Below are 18654 nucleotides of genomic sequence, written 5' to 3'. Positions count from 1 at the left end.
TGCCCGATGCTCCGGAGCCTGGCGACACCCCGGACGTGGGGGCAGCCCAATCTTCTCGAGCCAGGCGACACACCGGACGCAGCGCCGCCGGCCGCACCGCCAACCCCATAGGGCAGAGGAGGTCCGGTCCTGGTCGACGCATCGTGCCCATCGCGGCGTGTCGACCATGCCGTGGCCACTAGCATCGTCTCCATCCACACCCCATGATCGGCGAAGGATGAACAGTGAAGGTCCTGTTGGTCGAGGACGAGCCCCGATTCGCCGCCACCCTGACCATGGGCCTGCGCGCCGAGGGCTTCGTGGTCGTGCACGCTGACAACGGTCCCGACGGACTGTGGGAGGCCACTGAGAACGACTTCGACGTCATCGTCCTCGACATCATGCTTCCCGGCCTGAACGGCTATCAGGTACTGCGCAAGCTACGCGCCAGGGAAGTGTGGACGCCGGTGCTCATGCTCACCGCCAAGGACGGTGACTACGATCAGACCGACGCCTTCGACCTGGGTGCCGACGACTATTTGTCCAAGCCGGTGGCGTTCATCGTCCTCTTGGCCCGGCTTCGCGCGCTCGTCCGACGCGGAGCACCTCAGCGTCCCGTCGTGCTAACCGCCGGCACCCTGTCGCTCGACCCCGCTCGCCGCGTCGTGAGTCGCCACTCCATCCCGATCGAGTTGACCCCCCGCGAGTACGGCGTGCTGGAATACCTGATGCGCCATAAGGACACCGTCGTCACCAAGCACGACATGCTTCAACACGTCTGGGACGCCCACCACGCCGGGCCGGACAACGTCGTCGAGGTGTACGTCGGCTACCTACGCCGCAAGATCGACACCCCTTTCGGCACCAATACCATTCAGACCATTCGAGGCGCCGGGTACCGACTCGAATCGGGAGAGTTCGCCAGCGACACGTGAATGGTCGGCGGCGCTGCATCGCGCACCTTCGACCCGCTCTCGGCAGAACATAGTTGGCCCAGTGTTGGTTTCGTGTTCACCGTGACGGCCGACCGGTGCCGTTAGATCCCTCAGGACAAACTGTCGTACGACGAACGGAGTTCTGGTGGTCATGCGTCGAGTGGGCGTCACGACGGCGACCTTATGCCTATGCGCGGCGATTGCCGGCTGCAGCAACGGAAGCCCGGGAACCGCAGACACGGGCCCGACCGCAGGCTCCGACAAGCACGTCGTCCTGTTGTCGGTCGACGGCATGCACGAGTCGGACCTCGCCGGGTTCGTCACCACTCACCCGCAGTCGGCACTGGCGACACTCGTCGGCCGAGGCATCAGCTACACCGCAGCCCAGACACCCGTTCCCTCCGACTCCTTTCCGGGTCTGCTGGCGCAGGTAACCGGGGGAACCCCGAAGACCACCGGCGTGTACTACGACGACAGTTACGCACACGACCTCCTCGAGCCAGGTACGACGAATTGCACCGGTGTAAAGCCCGGCGCCTCGGTGAGCTTCACCGAGGAACTCGACAAGGACGTCACCAAGATCGACGGCGGACAGGGGCTGCCCGGCCTTCCCGACGGTGTCCTCAAGATGACCGCCGACCCCACTCAGGTCATCGACCCAGCCAAGCTTCCGGTGAGCCCGGCCACCTGCGCACCGTTGACACCGGGCGGCTACCTCAAGGTCAACACCGTGTTCTCGGTGATCCACGACGCTGGTCGCCGTACCGCGTGGAGTGACAAGCACCCCGCGTACGCAATCCTCAACGGCGCCAACGGGACCACCATTGACGATCTGTTCACCCCGGAGGTCGACAGCAGTCCCGCTGGAGCTAAGGAGGGTGACAGTTGGGTCGACGACAACGCGTTGACCCAGCGGTATGACAGGTACAAGGTCGATGCGGTGGTCAACGAGGTTGCGGGAAGGGATCATTCGGGCAGCAAGGAGGTCGGCGTGCCGGCTCTCTTCGGGATGAACTTCCAGTCGGTTTCCACTGCCGAGAAGCTGGCGACCTCCGGTGGGCACGCCGGCGGATACGGGCCCGACGGTCGGACACCCGGTCCCGTGCTGGCGTCGGCGTTGGACTTCGTCGACGCACAGGTCGGACGCATCATCGACGCCGTCGATCGGGCCGGGGCGACGGGCACCACGACGGTCATCCTGTCGGCGAAACACGGCCAGTCACCGATGCAACCGGAGACGCTTACCCGAATCGACGACGGCGCGATCATCGACGACATCAACGCCGAATGGGCGAAGGGACATCCGGACACCAAGGAATTGATCGTCCACTCGGTGAACGATGACGCGATGATCATGTGGCTCGCCGACCGCTCCCCCGAAGCGGTCGCCTTCGTCAAGGACCGGTTGTCGGCCCGCGCCGGGATGGGAACCGACATCGGCGGTAAGCCGAAGCCGTTCACCGCATCGGGCACCGAGAAGATCTACGCAGGTGCCGATGCTGCGGGCTTCTTCGGCACCACCGCGTCCGACCTCCGGGTCCCCGACGTCTACGCCAGCACGAAACCCGGAACCGTCTACACCACCGGAACGAAGATCGCCGAGCATGGCGGGGTCACACCTGCTGACCGGAACGTACCGCTCGTCGTCGCAGGGCCCGGCATCTCACATCGTGACGACGCGTCGGCGGTCGGCACGGCACAGATTGCGCCGACGATCCTCGGCCGACTCGACCTCGACCCACAGAAGCTTCAGGCGGTCGTCGCGGAACACACCCAGCCACTGCCGGGAACCTGATGTCTCCGTTCAAGAGTCGCGCAGGATCGGGATCGCGGGGCGCCGGGCGAGCCTGCCCTCGACGGCGCCGACGGCGAGCAGCGCCGCCCCCGCCAGCCCAACGACCGTGACCAAGTACGGCCAGGGCACCGCCATGACGTCGGGCGGCGGATCGAACACACCGCTCAGAACACGGATCAGCATGAGTGACAGCACCGATCCGGTCACTGCACCGGCGCCGATTCCAAGCACTCCCAGCACCGCCGTCTCGCTGAAGATCAACGCGCGCAGGTGACGCGGCCGAGCACCGATGGCCACCAAGATGGCGTACGTGCGACGCCGCTCGGCGAATCCGAGCGCGAAGACCAGGCCTCCCGCCCCGACCGCTAGCACCACCGCAAAGGACAGCTCGATGCTCGTGAGCCCCGCCAAGTCGACGGAAGTCAGGCTCGAACCCACGGAGTCGCGAACGGCGGCGATGTCGGTGACGGCGGCCGAGGTTCCTACGACGTCGCGGATGCGTGCGGCCACCGCACCGGAGTCTTGTCCGGCGGTGCTCACGAGGTAGGCGCCCACCGCTCCTGAACCCGTCTGCTTCGCAACGTACTCGGCGTTGGCGACGAGGAAGCTGTCCTTTGGTGCGGTCGGGAACTCGGTGACGACGCCGACGTATCGGAACACCACCGCCTTCGGTTGATGCGTCTTCGCGTCGACCAGTCTCAAGGTCAGTGGATCTCCGAGTTGCAACTGAAAGTCGTGGACCGTCTCGGCGGATACCAGGATGGCGTCGGGATGCTCGAGCAGGGCGCGCATCAGGTCGGCTGCCTTCCCGCCGCGAAAGTAGTCGTCCTGCAACGGGGTTGCGCGGGTCACGGTCGCGGGATTCACACCATACAGGTCCTGTAGATCGGCTCCGATGTAGGCGAAGCGGTGTTGGATCGACTCCACCGTTGCAACACCGGGCACCGCGGCCAACGACGCCGGCGCTCCACGCAGCGGCGGAGCTCCCGGCGACGGAATGACGGTGACGTCGGCACCGTTGGTCAGTTGGGCGTCGACCTCCGCCTGCTGCCGATAGGTCGCATTGAACGTTGCGGTCGACGTCGCGAAGGCAATCGCGAGGCTCAACAGTACGATCGCCCGCACCAGGGGTCTGCGCTGCCGCGACAGGATGGCAGCCACCGTCTCGGCGAGTCGACCGGTGACGGGTCGGAGCAGCCGCGCGAGTAGAGGCCTCCCCGCGCCGAGCGCCAGGTCGGCGATGCGCCACGTCGCCAACGCACTCCCGGTCCACAAGAGCGCGGGACCGGCGAACGCCCAGTAGGACACCGAGATGTTCGGGACACCTTCTGGCGCCAGGACCAGTTGGTAACCCGCACCGCTGGTCGCGCGGTAGACGATGAACGCGGCGATGAGCAGGAGGGCGTCGAGTCCGAAGCGCGCCCAGCGCGGACCACCGGGTGGCCCGATTTCCTGTCGATCGTCGGCAACCGTATGCGTCCGAAGGTCGCGACGGGCCGGGAGGACCACGGCCGCCACGGCGATCAGCATTCCTACCCCCGCCGCCGCCAGTGGCCACCCGGTCGCCGCGGTCGCCGAGTTTCCGAACCCCACGGACCCGAAGACGTACCGCCCGATCACCGCCGCGACCGCGATGCCGACCCCAGCCCCGACGACCCCGACGAAGAATGCTTCGGCGCCCGCCATGGCCAACAGCTGACGAGCCGAGGCGCCGCGAGTTCGTAGCAGCGCCTGCTCACCGCGTCGGCGGTCACCTCCGGCCGATGCGATCGTTGCGGTAAGCGCTCCCGCCAACAGCGCGCCAGGCAGTCCGAGGAAGACGAACAGGATCTGGGCGTAGGCGGCGTCGTGCCGCGCGGCGTCCAGCGTGGCGCCGAGGTTATCCCCGAGCAGCGCCCCGCCCACGCTTCGCGCCTCGAGATTGCGGGCCGAGGTGGTAACCGCGGTGTAGGCATCCGCGGGAGCGCGGGGCAGCGCGTGGTCCAGGCGTACGTGGATCTGCATCGTCACCAGATCGGGTCGCGCGGCGGCCACTTGATCGAACAGGCCGTGCCACTGTGACGCTGGCAGTAGCACGACGTTGTCGGGGGGCGCCACGGGCTGAGCGGTAGGCTGTGCTCCAACCGTCTGGAAGAGCGAATTCGCCTGTGGTAGTTCAACGACTCCCGCCACCGTCACAGTGGCTGGCGGCAGTCCGGGCCGCCCGATCGTCACGCTGTCACCGGGTACGGCGTGTAAGTTCGACGCCGTCTGCTGAGCGAGCAACACACCCGTCTGCGGACCGACGAGTGACCGGATCTCGCCGGGGAACGTCGCCGCGTAATCGTCGGGAAGGCCGAGGACTACTGCCGGCCCGGTCGTTTGTGTACTGGCGCCGGTCACCGCCGACAGACCCGTGCTCTGCGCGATGTCCACCGGAGCCGACGCAACGACACCCGTGGTCCCATCGACGACCTTGGCGACCTCAGCCAAGTTCGCTCCCTGCGTCAGCTGGACCTGCCAGTCGACGGCCACTCCCCGAACCGCCCTGTCGGTCATCGTCGCCTGCGAATGCGCCAGGAATGCACCGAGACTGGCCAGCATCGCGACGGCGATCGCCACGCCCGCAGCGGCCCCGAACAGTCGCGCCCGTCGCCTGCGCAACAGCGCCGCCAGCCACTGCCAGGTCATCGCTGATTTGCGGGGTCGGTGCGGTCGCATGGCCAGAGAACACCCTCGTGCATGGCCCACTGAATCGATAGGTGATCTGACACCAGCGGATCGTGCGTCGAGACGACCAGCGCCGCTCCGAGTTCATCGCACACCTTGAGAAGCACGTCGATCACCGTGGCGGCAGTGCCGCGGTCGAGCTGTCCGGTGGGTTCGTCGGCCAGTATCAGTCGGGGTCCCGCCGCGAGCACCCGCGCGATGGCCACGCGCTGGGCTTGACCGGACGACAGCTCGTCGGGGAGTTTGTCCACCAATTGGTCGAGTTCGAGAAGCTGCAGTGCCGCTGTGGCGCGCATGTCGGCGTCCGTCGTGTCCAGTCCGCTCAGAATCATTGGGAGTCCGACGTTTTCGACCACACTCAATGCGGGGATCAGGCTGGGCCCCTGAAAGACCACACCGACGAGGTCCGCGCGCGCCGACGGGTGCCCGCCGAACTCGGGCCAATCGATCGACCCCGAGGTGGCGGTGTCCAGTCCCGCCATCAGATGCAGCAGCGTGGACTTCCCAGACCCCGAAGGACCGGTTAGCGCGATGCGGCTGTTGAGTTCCACCTCGAACGTCACGCCGCGGACCGCTGTGAAGGCGGTGTCTCCCGCGCCATAGGTCCGTGTGACGCCGCGGCACGTCACCATGGCACGGGTCATGTGGTCACCCGGCCGTCGGAGAGCCGGATCACGCGATCGGAGGTGTCGGCGACGGCGGAACTGTGGCTCGCGACCAGGATCGCCGTGCCGTGCGCGGCCCGATCCTTCAACGCCTGCAGGACCTCTCGCTCGGAGGTACCATCCAGCTCGCCGGTCGGCTCATCGGCGAGCACCGCGATCGGATCATTGGCCAGCGCCACCGCCAAGCCTGCTCGCGCCAACTCGCCGCCGGAGAGATCGTGCGGAAGGGCATCTGCCCGGTTGCCGATGCCGAGCGAATCGAGCAGCGGCATGATCGATTTCGGCTGGGGGTGCTTGATTATCCGCTGAACCAGTCCGATGTTTTGCCGAACCGTCAGGTGCGGCAGAAGATTACGATTCTGCAACAGCAGGCCGAGCTCGTCGGCGCGCAGCCGAGCCCGTACTGTCTCGGGTTGATGGCTCATCCGCTTGCCCCCGACGCGGACCGAGCCGCCATCGGGTTCGTCAATGCCTGCCAGACACGCGAGCAGCGTCGACTTCCCCGAGCCCGACGGCCCGACGACGGTGACGAACTCACCAGGATGAAGCGTCATCGAAACGCCCCGAAGTGCGAGAGTCTCCTCGTCGCCTGCTCGAAAGAATCGGTAGAGCGTGGTGGCCTCGACGGCAGCGGTCACTTCATCCACGTGAACGAATCCGTGACGATGTGCCACGGATCGACGTTGTCGGCGCCGACCGGAGCCGCCAGCGTGACCGTCGCCTGGTGTCCGCTGCGGTAGAACTCGTAGCGTTCCACCGACTGCTTGATGACCTTGCCCGTGACGGGGTTCGGTGGCGAATCCGCGCCGTAGGTGATCAAGATCGCTTGTCCACCAACGCGATTGACCTCTGTGACAGCACCGGGTTGATACCCGGGAGTTGCCTTCAAGATGCCGGGAAGGTCGCGGCGGACGGAGTCCACCGTCGGAGCCATCACGGTCGGCCGGCTGGTGACCGTGATGGCGTTGAACTTGTCGGTGAAGGTCACCCCATCTGCGACGTCCGTCTTGGCCCAGCCCTCAGGCACTTTGAGCGTGAACGAGTAATCGGACGCGGTGTAGGTGATGAAGGCCTGGTTGTCTGGGATGTCACCCGCGGGACTGACATCGGCGGTTGGTTGCGGTCCCGCCTGCTGCGACGAAGCCGGTGGGGTGACCGGCCCGGGGGTTCGCGGGCCGCAGGAGACCACGCCGACCGCGGTCACGGCCGCCGCGACGGTGGCGGCTAGGACGCCCACGTGGGCCCCCCTCCCTGCTGCGGCCCGGTGACCTTCGCTTCGTGACCAGCGCCTCGGTGCCATGACCGCAATACTTCATCGAGAATGCTGTAGAACCGCTGAGACCGAGCCGCACGGACGCAATTGCCAAGCCGGGTCCGATTCATTCGTTCGGTCCCCAGTGGCGGTTCCGCACACCGAGTCCACTCTGAGCGACACGCCGCTGCCCGTCGGGCCGACCGTCCGCCAGTGCGGTCGGTCAGCCGGGGCCGCACCCATCGCCGGAGTGGGAGACCCCCGCACCGGATCCTCCTGATCGAACCCGTCGCGGCTCGAGCCGCGGTCACCAGACTCATCGCCGACGCGGTGCCGTTCACCCTCACTGTGACCGTAGCCGTAACCGTCGCCGCCGTCGGTGGCACCTTCGGATCCCGCCGCGAACCCGGCGACGAAGATGGCTCCGACGATGAACACAGCGGCGGCCATGGACACAAGGATCGCCGCGACCCGATTGAGGCGGCCTCGGGGTCGAAGCCCCTCCCAACGGGACGCTCTGTCGGCGTGCACCCCCGGGGCCGGTGCGGTCGGGACGCGGTCGGAGGCGATCGGCTCGGTGGGGCCAGGTAATGCGGTGGCGTCGTCTGGTGGTTGATTTGGCTGGTCGGTCACCTGTGTGATCCCTTCATTGATGTGCCGCGAATGCGTCTCCTGGCTGAACAATTGAACGATGATCGCGACGACGATCGGGCCGAAGGCTCGCCCTGGCGGTCGTCGTGGCCGCACCGGCGGCGGCCGGCAGGGGCGGGGACGCGTCATTGACCTTCCCTGAGCACGTATCCCCACCCACGGACGGTGTGGATCAAGGGACTGTCAACGCAGTCGACCTTGCGTCGTAGATGGCAGACGTAGGACTCGACAATGGTGGCCTTGCGGCGGACGTTGGAAGGCCAGACGTGTTCATGAATCATATTCTTGGACAGTATGATATGTGCATTCACCATGAGATAGCGAAGCAGTTCGAACTCCGTAGCCGACAACGCGACGAACCTTCCCGCCCGGCAGGCTTCGAGGGAGTCCTCGTACAGTTCGAGGTCGGCATACCGCAGCATCGACCGGGGTGGTGCAGAGCTCAGGTGCTCTGTGCGGCGCAGGATGGCAGTGAGCCGCGCGGCGACCTCGTCGGGGCTGAATGGTTTGGTGACGTAGTCTTCACTGCCGACCGACAGACCAGAAAGCCTGTCATGGAGCGTTGTTCGGCCACTAAGGAAGATGCACGGAGCTCGAATCCCGTGGGCACGCAACTGAGGCAGCAGTTCGAAGTCATCGACTCCGGGCAGCTCGACCTCGATGATCACGGCGTCGGGGCGGATCTCCCGAGCACGGCGGAGGCCCTCGAGCCCGTCGGCGGCTCCATGCACCGTGAATCCGCGACTTCGCAGCACGTCCGCCAACAGTTCAAGGACGTGCGGGTCATCGTCGACGATTAGCACCGCGCCCCTGGACGGCACCCTGTTCGGATCGGGCAGCGTCGAAAGCGTGGACGGCATCGGCTAACGCATGGTCGTCGGCAAGACGAACAATTCGCAGACCACACCGGCGCCGCAGACCGCCGAAACGATCGACAAGGCCACCCAGTCGTTGGCCCTCGGTCGCGACACACCAGCGGAGAGCTGACCGGTTCCACCCCGCGCGGTGATCGCGTCGCCCATCTCGTCGGCGCGCCGAAGGGCCACCGTGATGGCGGCCGCCAGGAGATCGATCAGGTCGACCGCGTAGTAACGGAGCCTTCCACGCCGGGAGCGGGGCGGGAATTCCTTCGGTCGCAGGCGACGGGCCGCATACAGGATCCGGAACTCGTCGAGGAGCATGGGACAGGCCCGCATCGCCAACGCAATCGCTACGGCCCACTCGTCGACGGGAATTCTCAACGCCCGCAATGGACGGCCAAGAACGGCGACGGCCGGCGCTACGTCGGCGACCTCGGTCGTCCATGACACCATTCCGCCGAGGCCGAGCAAAACAGCCGTAAGCGCCGCGAACCTGAGCACCTCGAGCAGCCCACCGAGCCCCACCGTCGTCGGACCAACGTCGAGGTAGGGGGCGCCGCCCGCCGCCGCCGACAGAAGTCCGCCAAGGACGGTGACCACCCACGCCCACCTCGGTACAGTCGGCAGTACCCCCCTCGGAATGTGCGCCAACCGAGCGCCGACCGCCAGCAGTCCACCCGTCAGTCCGATCGGGCCCCAGCCGGGAAGGTTCGCCAACAGAATCGAAACTGCAAGTGCAGTAACGATTTTCGTACCGGCCCACAGGTCGTGTATCACCGACGCATTCGGTACCGGGCGCATGAGTACCAGCGGTCGCCGCGCAGGTGGGTCAGTTCGGATCGTCATGGGCGTCGTCCGCACGTCTCGGTGGCGCGTTCCCTCGCGCCGCCATGCAAATGCACGGACCTTGGGCACAGCTCGTCCAGGCCAGAGAAGTCGTGGGAGACGACGACCACCGTGAGCCCTCCCCTGCGCAGGGTTCGCAACAGCCGAACCAGATCGCGCTGCCCGTCAGCGTCCAATCCGGCGAGGGGTTCGTCCAGGATCAGTGCACGCGGCGAGCGAGCGAGCAGCGCGGAGAGCACGACTCGGCGCATCTGACCTCCGCTGAGTTGGTCCACGCGGCGGCTGGCCAACTCGGGAGGTAGGCCCACCGCGGCCAATATCGACCGTATCTCGTCGGCGTCGTCGAGTGAGATACCGGCGGCGGATGCCACCTCGCGGTTCACCGTGCCGCGCATGAGCTGCAGACGCGCGGCCTGGAACGAGACCGCCACCGCCCCGACCTGATTGAAGGAAGGCGTGCCGTCGAGGAGACACCTGCCCGCGGTGGGCCGTATCAATCCGGCCATGATCCACGCCAGCGTGGACTTGCCCGATCCGTTGCTACCGTGGATCAATACCCCATCGCCCTCGCGTACCTCGAGGTCTACGCCGTGCAGGGCGCGCTTCGCCCACGGGGTTCCGCTGCCGTACTCGTGGCCGACGCCACGGAGTTCGAGCACCGTCCCCGCAACGGTGTCACCGATGGCGGGCGGGAGCGGCGGCCTCACCGTCTCGATCATGTCGGCGTTCATAGTCGGCTGAGTACCAGCGAGTGCGATGGAGCGGTCGGCAGATCGCGCCTCCTCGCTGTAGTGGGTGATATGCACTAGAGCCAAGCCCCGTCGCCGGGACAAATCGGAGAGGAGTCCGACAAGGGCGTCGCGACCGCGCTGATCGACCATCGAGGTCACTTCGTCGGCGATCAAAAGGGCCGGTTTGCGCGCCAATGCGGCAGCGACGGCCAAGCGCTGCAACTCGCCGCCGGACAGGCCGCCGGTGTCACGATCGGCGAGTCCGTCGAGACCGACGTCTGTGAGCAAGCGGGCGACGTCGACGCTGCAGCCCGGGGGCAACCCCCACACCACGTCGTCGGCCACTCGGCTGCCGAGAATCTGACTCTCCGGATGCTGCAGTATCACCGCGGTTCCGCCGATCTGGCCGAGCCCGACCGCACCCGGCCGTTCGACCGTGCCAGCAGAGGGCGCACATCCCGCCAGCACGAGCATCAGCGTGGTCTTGCCCGCCCCGTTCGCCCCGGTCACGGCGACGTGCTCGCCGGGTTAAATACTCATGGTCAGTGGACCGACGGCGTTCCGGCCCATTCCCGGGTAGCGATAGGCGACGTCGCGCAAGTGCACGGGAACTGGCTCGACCGGTCCCGAGTCCATGCCGGAGTCCAGTTTGTGTACGTCCGGGATCTCGCCCAGTCGGCGGAGTACCCGCGACAGTGCCCACCATCCGACCACGGTCATGCCGAGCACTCCCGCGATCGCACTACCGCCGACGAACAACGGCCACAAGTGCAGCGCCAGGGCGAAATTGCGGTGAATCCAATCACCGAGGCCATGCAGAACCGGGACGCGGGCCATGACCGCCGCGACCCCGTCGACGTTGGCTTGCATCGAGGCGAATGCCAGCTCCCGCAGCCGGGACAACACCATCAAGGCGCCGACCGAGGCGATCCCGGCGACCACGCCAGCCGCCAGCGCCAGAATCATGACCGTCGCGAAACCCCGACCCCGCCGTTTGACGAAGCCCGTGATGCCTCCGATGTAGGCGCAACTGAGTACCGTGCTGGCACCGCCGTTGCCCGCAACCACGAACGCCATCACACTGCCCGCCACCGCAGCCGCCACGAAGGCACGGAAGCGATGGCGGTAGGCAAGCAAGCCCATTGGGACGGTGCCCACCACCGACAATGCGGCTACCGGGGGGATCAGCGCCGTCATGATCGACGTCGCCGCACACAACGCTGCCATCACCGCCGCGTGGGCGATCTCGGCTGGCCGCAACGGCCCGCGCAGGGAAGGCGCCGCACGTGGCATGAGGGGCCGCCTCTCCTAGTCATGACGCGCGCCGGCGGCGCACGGCGCCAAGGTAAGTCCGCGTCGCTGAAAGAACGCTGAGGCGCGTCATCGCCAGACTCCTCGGCGCCGTCTTCGCTCCGTATCAGCAGCGTCTCAGCCAGCGCGAGGAGACATGAGGACGTGGGAAGCAGCGGCTGCGGTGTTACAGACACCTCTCGGTCGCCGATTGCACCGGATTCCGTCAACCCAGTGCCTGTCAGACAGGGCTGCGACCAGTAGCGAATCTCTTTGCAGCTCAGTGCCATACACCGGTAGCGTCGCGATAGGACGTTGTCGGTCGACCCTCAGCCGGCCAGGAGCGGGCAGGCGCCGTGAACAGGCTGTTTAGCTTGTGGAACACCGTGTAGTGAGCGTGGTTGCAAGCGCTACTGTCGTCAGTGTTGTCGTCAAGACTGTGGTCACGACGACGCGGCCTCGCGCAAGCGGTCTCGATCTTTGACAGCCCTCGCGTGCAGCGGCCGAGACGACGGCCGTTAAATCGGAATGCCATTGAGCTGCTTTTATGTCGTCTCAGCGTGCCTAGTCTCTACCCATTGGTCCAGCCCATCGGCGTGCGTTCGTCTAGACCGTCCACGGGCCTCTTGCAGTGCGCGCACGTCTCGGCACACCCTTGGCGCACAACCGGGGCGCCGACGACGACACGGTCGCGGAGACGTCCGCTACTGACCCGCCACCTGCCGTTCAGCAAACTATCAGCACCACGGTGCAACGATACTGTCGTGTCCCCTTACGCCTACGACTCGGTTACGCGGCGCTTTCCGACGGTCGTGCCGTGATGGAACCCCGGCTGTCGTTGATGCACGGCTGGATCCCGCTGAGTCTTGAAGTGCTCGCGGCGATCACCTTGGTCGCTGCGGTCGGGTGGCGGACGCGGCGCTGGCGACTTCTGTGGATGCCGCTGTCCGCGGCATGCGGTGCGGCGTTGGGGGGTGCGGCGTACTGGTACGTCCGCTCGGCCGGGATCGTGAGCGAATCGGCACCGGTGGCCTTGTGGGCATGGATCGCAGTGACCGGCCTGGCGGTGGCAGCACTGGTCACGGGCTGGCGGGACGCTCAGTGGTGGCGCCGGGGCCTGTCCCTGCTGTCGGTGCCCCTGTCGCTGGCGTGTGCGGGCGTGACCCTCAACGGCTGGGTCGGCTACGTGCCGACCGTGGACGCGGCGTGGGCTCAACTGACCTCGGCGCCACTGCCCGATCAGACCGACCACCGCGCTCTTAGCGCTTTGCAGCGCAGCGGGATCGTTCCCGCCAGGGGACGCGTCGTGTCGGTGAACATCGACTCGACCGCCTCGGGTTTTCGACACCGCGATGAGCTGGTCTACCTGCCACCGGCCTGGTTCGCGAGTGTCCCGCCGCCGCCCCTGCCGGCAGTGATGATGATCGGCGGGGAGTTCAACACCCCCGCGGACTGGCTGCGCGCCGGCCGCGCCATCGAGACGCTGGACGCCTTTGCCGCCGCCCACGACGGCCAGGGCCCGGTGGTCGTGTTCGTCGACTCAACCGGCAACTTCAAAGTCGACACCGAATGCGTCAACGGACCCCGCGGGAACGCCGCCGATCACCTGACCAAGGACGTGGTGCCCTACCTCATCGGCGCGTTCGGTGTCAGCGCGGCCGCTGCCCAGTGGGCGGTTGTGGGGTTCTCCGCCGGCGGCACCTGCGCGGTCGATCTCGCGGTGATGCACCCCGACCTCTTCGGCTCCTTCATCGACATCGCCGGGGATGCTCGCCCCAACGCCGGGACGACTTCCGAGACCATCGATCGACTGTTCGGCGGCAGCCACGCGGCCTGGGAGGACTTCGACCCCAGCACCGCGATCACCCGACACGGACCCTACGTCGGACTGTCAGGACTGTTCGTCGTGTCCGGGGCCGGTGTGGACAGTGGCCGCCAGGCCGCCGTCGCCAAGCACAACGGCGAGTACGACGCGGCTGTCGAGCTGTGTGGTCTTGGCGCGAGCCACGACATCGACTGCGGCATCACGGCCGTCGTGGGCAAGCACGACTGGCCAAGCGCCGCAACGGCGTTTGCCACCACACTGCCGTGGCTGATGGGCCACATCGGCACACCGGTCGGGACCCGTCCCTTGCCGATGCGTCAACAGGCGGCTGCCGCGGCCGCGCGTCGCAGCCCCACGTCACCCGGGAGATGACGGTGTCTGAATTGGAACACCGCAGTCTCCCCACCATGCTGGTCGCGACGGCCACCAAGTCGCGTGCCGCGGCTTCTACAATCGGGCACTTGACGCCATGGGTTCGCTTCGTCGTGTCGCTCGCAGCGTGCGCGGCGTGTCCCGCGGTACCGGCCGCGGCGGCGCCGCCCATCCCGCCGCCGGCGCATGTCGTGATCGTCGTAGAAGAAAACCACGCCAGCACCGGCATCGTGGGCAAGGAATCCGCGCCGTACATGAATGCACTCGCCCTCAACGGCACGCTCCTCACGCAGTCATACGCGGTCAGCCACCCCAGTGAGCCCAACTATCTGGCGATGTTCGCGGGCAACACGTTCGGCGTCACCTCGGACGTGTGCCCCCTCGACTTGGGCGCCGCGCCGAACCTTGCGTCGGAACTCCTGGCGGGCGGCCATACGTTCGGCGGCTTCTCCGAGGACCTGCCCACCGTCGGCTCGACGGTCTGCTCCGCTGGGAAGTACGCGCGGAAGCACGTGCCCTGGGTCGACTTCAGCAATGTGCCAGCAGACGCGTCCATGCCGTTGTCGGCGTTCGGCGCCCGCTCCGACTACGCCAGCTTGCCGACCGTATCCTTCGTGATCCCAAACCTGGGCAACGACATGCACGATGGCAGCATCACCCAGGCCGACGGTTGGCTCCAGGAAAACCTGGCGACGTATGCAACATGGGCGAAGTCGAACAACAGCCTGCTGATCGTGACCTGGGACGAAGACGACGACAGCGCCGGCAACCGGATACCGACGATCTTCTACGGCGCGCACGTGCCTGTGGCCACCGACGCCGCTCCGCTCAATCACTACAACTTGCTGTCCACCATCGAGGACCTCTACGGGCTTCCCAAGACCGGGCTCGCTGCCAACGCGCCTGCGATCATGAACGTCTGGGCGTAGCGCCGCGGATCGATCGACAGGGCCAGTTCTCCAGAAGCAACGCGTGGTGACTAGCGATTCTGATCGGAGCCTGCCGAGCCCGGTACGGTCGCAGAGGCACCATTTCGCGGGCGTCGCGCAACACCGTCGCACGACTTGCGATCACCTGCATCATGAGACGACGGTCGCGTACCAGCGCGAACGAACAATGTGGGAGGGTCCTCCAGTGTCTGACGGCGAACGAGAACAGGTAGTCGACACCGGCCTCGCGGGCGAGGGCCACCACAACCTGGTAGCCCAACCCCATGGCGAAGAGGACAGTCCCGTCGCCGAGGCCGAGCATCGCGCGGCGGAACTCAGCACCGAGGCACAGCCGATGGGCTCACCCGGGCGCCGGTTCGACCGACGATCTCCGTTCTTCATCGGTCTGACCGCCTCTGCCGGTGTGGCCGTCACCTACGGGTTGGTCCAAGTCCTCGCGTCTTTGTCATCGATTCTGGTGCTGATCGGCGTCGCATTCTTCCTTGCTTTGGGACTGGAACCCGCGGCGTCCTGGTTCGTGAAGCGCAAGCTGCCGCGGCGGGCCGCCACCACGCTGGTGTTCCTGATCTTCATGCTCCTGTTGGGCGCGTTCGTGGCAGCGGCGATCCCCCCGCTATCGGAGCAGGCCTCCCAACTCATCACCCAGGCACCCCAATACGTCCAACAGGCGCAGGATCATTCCTCGCTCATCGGTCGAGTCAACGATCGATTCCACGTGCAGCAGCGCATCACCGACGCGGTCAACGGCTCCGGCGGATCGTTTCTACAAGACGTCGTCACCGCCGGAACCGCCGTGTTCGGAGCGATCGCCGACGTATTGATCGTCATTGTGTTGACGGTCTACTTCCTCATCGACTTGCCACGCATCCGCATCACCCTTTACCGGCTCATTCCACACAGCCGCCGGCCGCGGGCAATCCTCATCGGCGACGAGGTCTTCGCAAAGGTGGGCGCGTACGTTCTGGGGAACGTGGTGGTCTCGGTCATCGCCGCGGCGGGAACGTTCGTGTGGTTGATGGCCTTCGGTGTTCCCTATCCCCTGTTGTTGGGCATCTTCGTCGGGCTATTCGACCTGATCCCGGTCGTCGGGTCGACCATCGCCGGTGTGGTGGTTGCCGCAGTCGCACTGACCGTTTCGCTGCCCGTGTGCATAGCCACCGTCACGTTTTTCATCGTGTTCCGCCTGCTCGAGGACTACCTCTTGGTTCCACGGATCATCGGACGCGCAGTGAAGGTGCCCGCACTCACCACCGTGCTCGCAGTCCTCGTCGGCGGTGCGCTACTGGGGATTGTCGGCGCACTGGTAGCCATTCCAATCGCCGCGGCCCTCCAGCTCATCACCGTCGAAGTCCTCTATCCTCGGCTCGACGACGTTTGATACACGGTGGAGGAGCGGTAGCACTGACCGCCGTTCAGCCTGCTCTCAGGTGCCACGGCGCACGCTGGACCGCATGAACCAACCGACACGAATTGCAATCGTCGCCGCGGCCGCGATCGCGGCGATCGCACTGGGCACCGGTATTGCGTCGGGCCAGCCCGACGATGGCGAGGGCACACCGATCACCGGTGACGCGCTAGCACAGGCAACGCAGGCTGCGCTGGCGGCGACCGGCGGAGGAACCGTCACCCAGACCGAGGTGGGTGACCAGGAAAGCTTCTATTAGGTGAAGGTAACACTGCCCGACGGCCGGCAGACCGACGTCAACCTCGATCCGACGTTCCACGTCGTGGGCAGCAAAACCGACCCGGCCGGCGCCGATAACTAACAGAACAGACCTGGGACTGAGCGCAGGCCGGCAGCGCGCCGACGAGGCGAAGTACCTCGACGTAGATTGTACATAAAGCTGACTTCGGCAATGCCGTTGTAGCCCAAAGCGGTCCGGCAGCGCACGGATTCTCGAATTCTCTGAGATGGAGCCGATGGTGTGGTGGCTCGGGCTTTCTCAGCGACGTCTCAGCGGGCATCATCCACGGTGGAGACCATGCAGCATCTGATCGTCACCTACGGACTAATCGCGATCTTCGTCCTCATGGCCGCGGAGTCCGCGTGCATCCCGGTCCCTTCCGAGGTGACGATGTTGCTTGGTGGCGCTCTTGCCGCAGGCGCCGTGAGCGGGCCGCACCCCGGCCTGGTGTCGGTCATCGCGGCGGGCACGTTGGGCAACGTGGCGGGGAGCTATCTGGCATGGCTGGCCGGTCGCTACGCCGGCCGGCCAGCGCTCCACCGCTGGGGACGCTTCATCCTGCTGCGCCCCAGCGAGATCGACCGCGCTCAGGCCTGGTTCGTGCGTCGCGGGGCGTATTCAGTGTTCTGGGCCCGCTTGCTGCCCGGCATCCGCACATTCATCTCTTTGCCCGCTGGAATCGCGGGCATGCCACCGATTCGTTTCGGCCTCTACACCATCGCTGGTTGCTTACCGTGGACTGCTGCCCTCGCCATCGTCGGGTACGCGATCGGGGCCAACTGGCAAACGGCGGAGGAGGCGATGCGCGGTCCGAGCTACGCGATCGGCGGTGCCGCGGTCCTCGCGATCATCGCCACCGTCGTGGTGGTCGTCCGTAGACGCCGTCGTTCGGAATCCATGAAACTCGTCGCACATCACGCCCCGGCCGACGACTGACTGCAAATAATCAGCGACCTGCTGACGGCATTCGATGAAATTCTTCAACTAAGGAAAACTCATGACCGAGCAACCTCCGCACGACGAAACCACGCCCGTGGAACCCACCACAACCACCCCAGTCGGCGAGCCGGCGCCAGCAGCCGGTCAGTCCGTTCCTGCACAGTCAACTTCGCGGTGGGACCGGACACGTCCCCACGGCCGGATCGGCCAATTGGCGGGAATACTCGTCGCGATTGCCGCCGCGACCTTCATCGTGGGATCGATCTTCGTCGCAGGTTTCGCATTGGGTTCCGAAGTCGGCGGCGAGCACCACGGTCACGGCGAAGGCTCATACAGCCAGGGCGAAGGGGACCATCACGGCGATGGGGAGTCGCGCGACTCGCGCCAAGAGGAGTCCGGCGGCGACTCGTCCGGCGAGGAAAGCCCCGACGGGTCCGACCACCAAGATGGCGGCGAGGGGCCCAGAGGACCCGGCTGAGCGATCAGCGCCTCGGCCGCGATCTCCAAAAGCCCTTCGGATCAGCGCGATCTGCGATTGCGTCAGACTCGAGCTACAAGCCGGGGAGGTTTGCGGTTCGCTCAGCCACGACGGCCTCGAGCTCTGCGGGTCGAGATGCAAACGGGCAAGGATGGTTGGCGCGATCTGAGCGGTCGCGACAGCGGACCCGTCGGCGCGATGGCTGATGCCTGGGCCGACCACGATCAGCGGAACGTTCCGGTCGCAGGGCTGTCGCCCCCGTGTTCGGCGATCTTCGCGGTACCGACGGTGAACACCGTGCCCCGGCTGAGCCGTCGCGTAGACGTCCGGTACCCGCGGATCACCGGGCGACGCGCCGAACAATGCCGCCGCGTCGGCGCCCGCATAGATTCGGTCAGTGCCAGATGCGGAGGAGAACGTGCGGGCCGTCACCCGGCGCTGCGCCCTGAGCGGGTTTGTCGCTGGCGCAGCCGGCGACCACGAAGATCATCGCGGCCAAGGCATGTGTAGCGGCCCGTCCGTAACGGAGTCTGGGCATTCTTTTCTCCGGTCGGTTTGGGCTGCGAGTCCGCCGAATCCTCACTGCTGGCGATGAACGGGTTGTGAACGTGGAACGAATTGCGGCCGTGATCTCTCAGCGGTTCTTCAGGTCATGTGTGATGGGTCGCTGCATCGCTTTCGCGCCCGCCGAT

General features: G+C 66.4%; 13 protein-coding genes and 2 pseudogenes. 7 read left to right on the top strand and 8 right to left on the bottom strand.

Translation table 11 applies throughout. The annotated features are described in order from the left end of the window. The first annotated feature begins 224 nt into the window (after positions 1-224). Together H7J06_RS09565 and H7J06_RS09560 are read left to right on the top strand one after the other, a co-directional pair. Positions 225-914: a response regulator transcription factor gene (locus tag H7J06_RS09565; protein WP_264038511.1), complete on the top strand. Its 690-nt coding sequence runs from the start codon at positions 225-227 to the stop codon at positions 912-914. A gap of 151 nt (positions 915-1065) precedes the next feature. Further along, positions 1066-2709, top strand: coding sequence for an alkaline phosphatase family protein (locus tag H7J06_RS09560; protein ID WP_264038785.1), 1644 nt, complete (start codon positions 1066-1068; stop codon positions 2707-2709). Between the two features lie 9 nt (positions 2710-2718). Here the strand turns inward: H7J06_RS09560 and H7J06_RS09555 are convergent, their stop codons facing one another. The 7 genes and pseudogenes from H7J06_RS09555 to H7J06_RS09525 all read right to left on the bottom strand — a co-directional run bounded on the left by H7J06_RS09555 (position 2719) and on the right by H7J06_RS09525 (position 11716). Then, positions 2719-5379, bottom strand: coding sequence for an ABC transporter permease (locus H7J06_RS09555; protein ID WP_264038509.1), 2661 nt, complete (start codon positions 5377-5379; stop codon positions 2719-2721). After that, positions 5376-6062 (bottom strand): ABC transporter ATP-binding protein, encoded by a 687-nt coding sequence (locus H7J06_RS09550; protein ID WP_264038508.1) that lies wholly within the window; start codon positions 6060-6062, stop codon positions 5376-5378. The genes H7J06_RS09555 and H7J06_RS09550 overlap by 4 nt, the downstream gene beginning before the upstream one ends. After that, positions 6059-6640: pseudogene (locus tag H7J06_RS09545) on the bottom strand (ABC transporter ATP-binding protein); the annotation flags it as partial. The pseudogene H7J06_RS09545 and the gene H7J06_RS09550, both read right to left, overlap by 4 nt. Positions 6641-6717: 77 nt before the next feature. Further along, positions 6718-7320 carry a hypothetical protein gene (locus H7J06_RS09540; RefSeq protein WP_264038506.1) on the bottom strand — a complete coding sequence of 201 codons (603 nt, stop codon included), beginning with the start codon at positions 7318-7320 and terminating at the stop codon, positions 6718-6720. Between the two features lie 791 nt (positions 7321-8111). After that, entirely contained in the window at positions 8112-8846 is a 735-nt protein-coding gene (locus H7J06_RS09535; protein WP_264038505.1) for a response regulator transcription factor, read from the bottom strand. A gap of 3 nt (positions 8847-8849) precedes the next feature. Further along, positions 8850-9692 carry an energy-coupling factor transporter transmembrane component T gene (locus H7J06_RS09530; RefSeq protein WP_264038504.1) on the bottom strand — a complete coding sequence of 281 codons (843 nt, stop codon included), beginning with the start codon at positions 9690-9692 and terminating at the stop codon, positions 8850-8852. After that, positions 9689-11716 (bottom strand): annotated as a pseudogene (locus H7J06_RS09525) (ATP-binding cassette domain-containing protein). The gene H7J06_RS09530 and the pseudogene H7J06_RS09525 overlap by 4 nt, the downstream one beginning before the upstream one ends. 817 nt (positions 11717-12533) lie before the next feature. Between H7J06_RS09525 and H7J06_RS09520 the strand changes: the two are divergent. The 5 genes from H7J06_RS09520 (at position 12534) to H7J06_RS09500 (ending at position 17481) form a co-directional block, all read left to right on the top strand. Continuing rightward, positions 12534-13910 (top strand): alpha/beta hydrolase, encoded by a 1377-nt coding sequence (locus H7J06_RS09520; protein ID WP_264038784.1) that lies wholly within the window; start codon positions 12534-12536, stop codon positions 13908-13910. 35 nt (positions 13911-13945) lie between these two features. Continuing rightward, on the top strand, positions 13946-14839 hold the full coding sequence (locus H7J06_RS09515; protein ID WP_264038503.1) for an alkaline phosphatase family protein: 894 nt from the start codon (positions 13946-13948) through the stop codon (positions 14837-14839). 268 nt (positions 14840-15107) lie between these two features. Then, a complete protein-coding gene (locus tag H7J06_RS09510; protein WP_372515284.1) occupies positions 15108-16238 on the top strand; it encodes an AI-2E family transporter in 1131 nt (376 codons plus the stop codon). Between the two features lie 73 nt (positions 16239-16311). Continuing rightward, positions 16312-16524: a PepSY domain-containing protein gene (locus H7J06_RS09505; RefSeq protein ID WP_264038501.1), complete on the top strand. Its 213-nt coding sequence runs from the start codon at positions 16312-16314 to the stop codon at positions 16522-16524. Between the two features lie 318 nt (positions 16525-16842). Continuing rightward, positions 16843-17481 (top strand): DedA family protein, encoded by a 639-nt coding sequence (locus tag H7J06_RS09500; protein WP_264038500.1) that lies wholly within the window; start codon positions 16843-16845, stop codon positions 17479-17481. An 875-nt stretch (positions 17482-18356) separates the two neighbouring features. Here H7J06_RS09500 and H7J06_RS09495 read toward each other — a convergent pair. After that, a complete protein-coding gene (locus tag H7J06_RS09495) occupies positions 18357-18500 on the bottom strand; it encodes a hypothetical protein (protein WP_264038499.1) in 144 nt (47 codons plus the stop codon). Positions 18501-18654 lie beyond the last annotated feature (154 nt).

Source organism: Mycolicibacterium hodleri (assembly GCF_025822245.1).
Taxonomy (GTDB): domain Bacteria; phylum Actinomycetota; class Actinomycetes; order Mycobacteriales; family Mycobacteriaceae; genus Mycobacterium; species Mycobacterium hodleri.
This window is presented reverse-complemented; position numbering and strand designations above follow the sequence as displayed.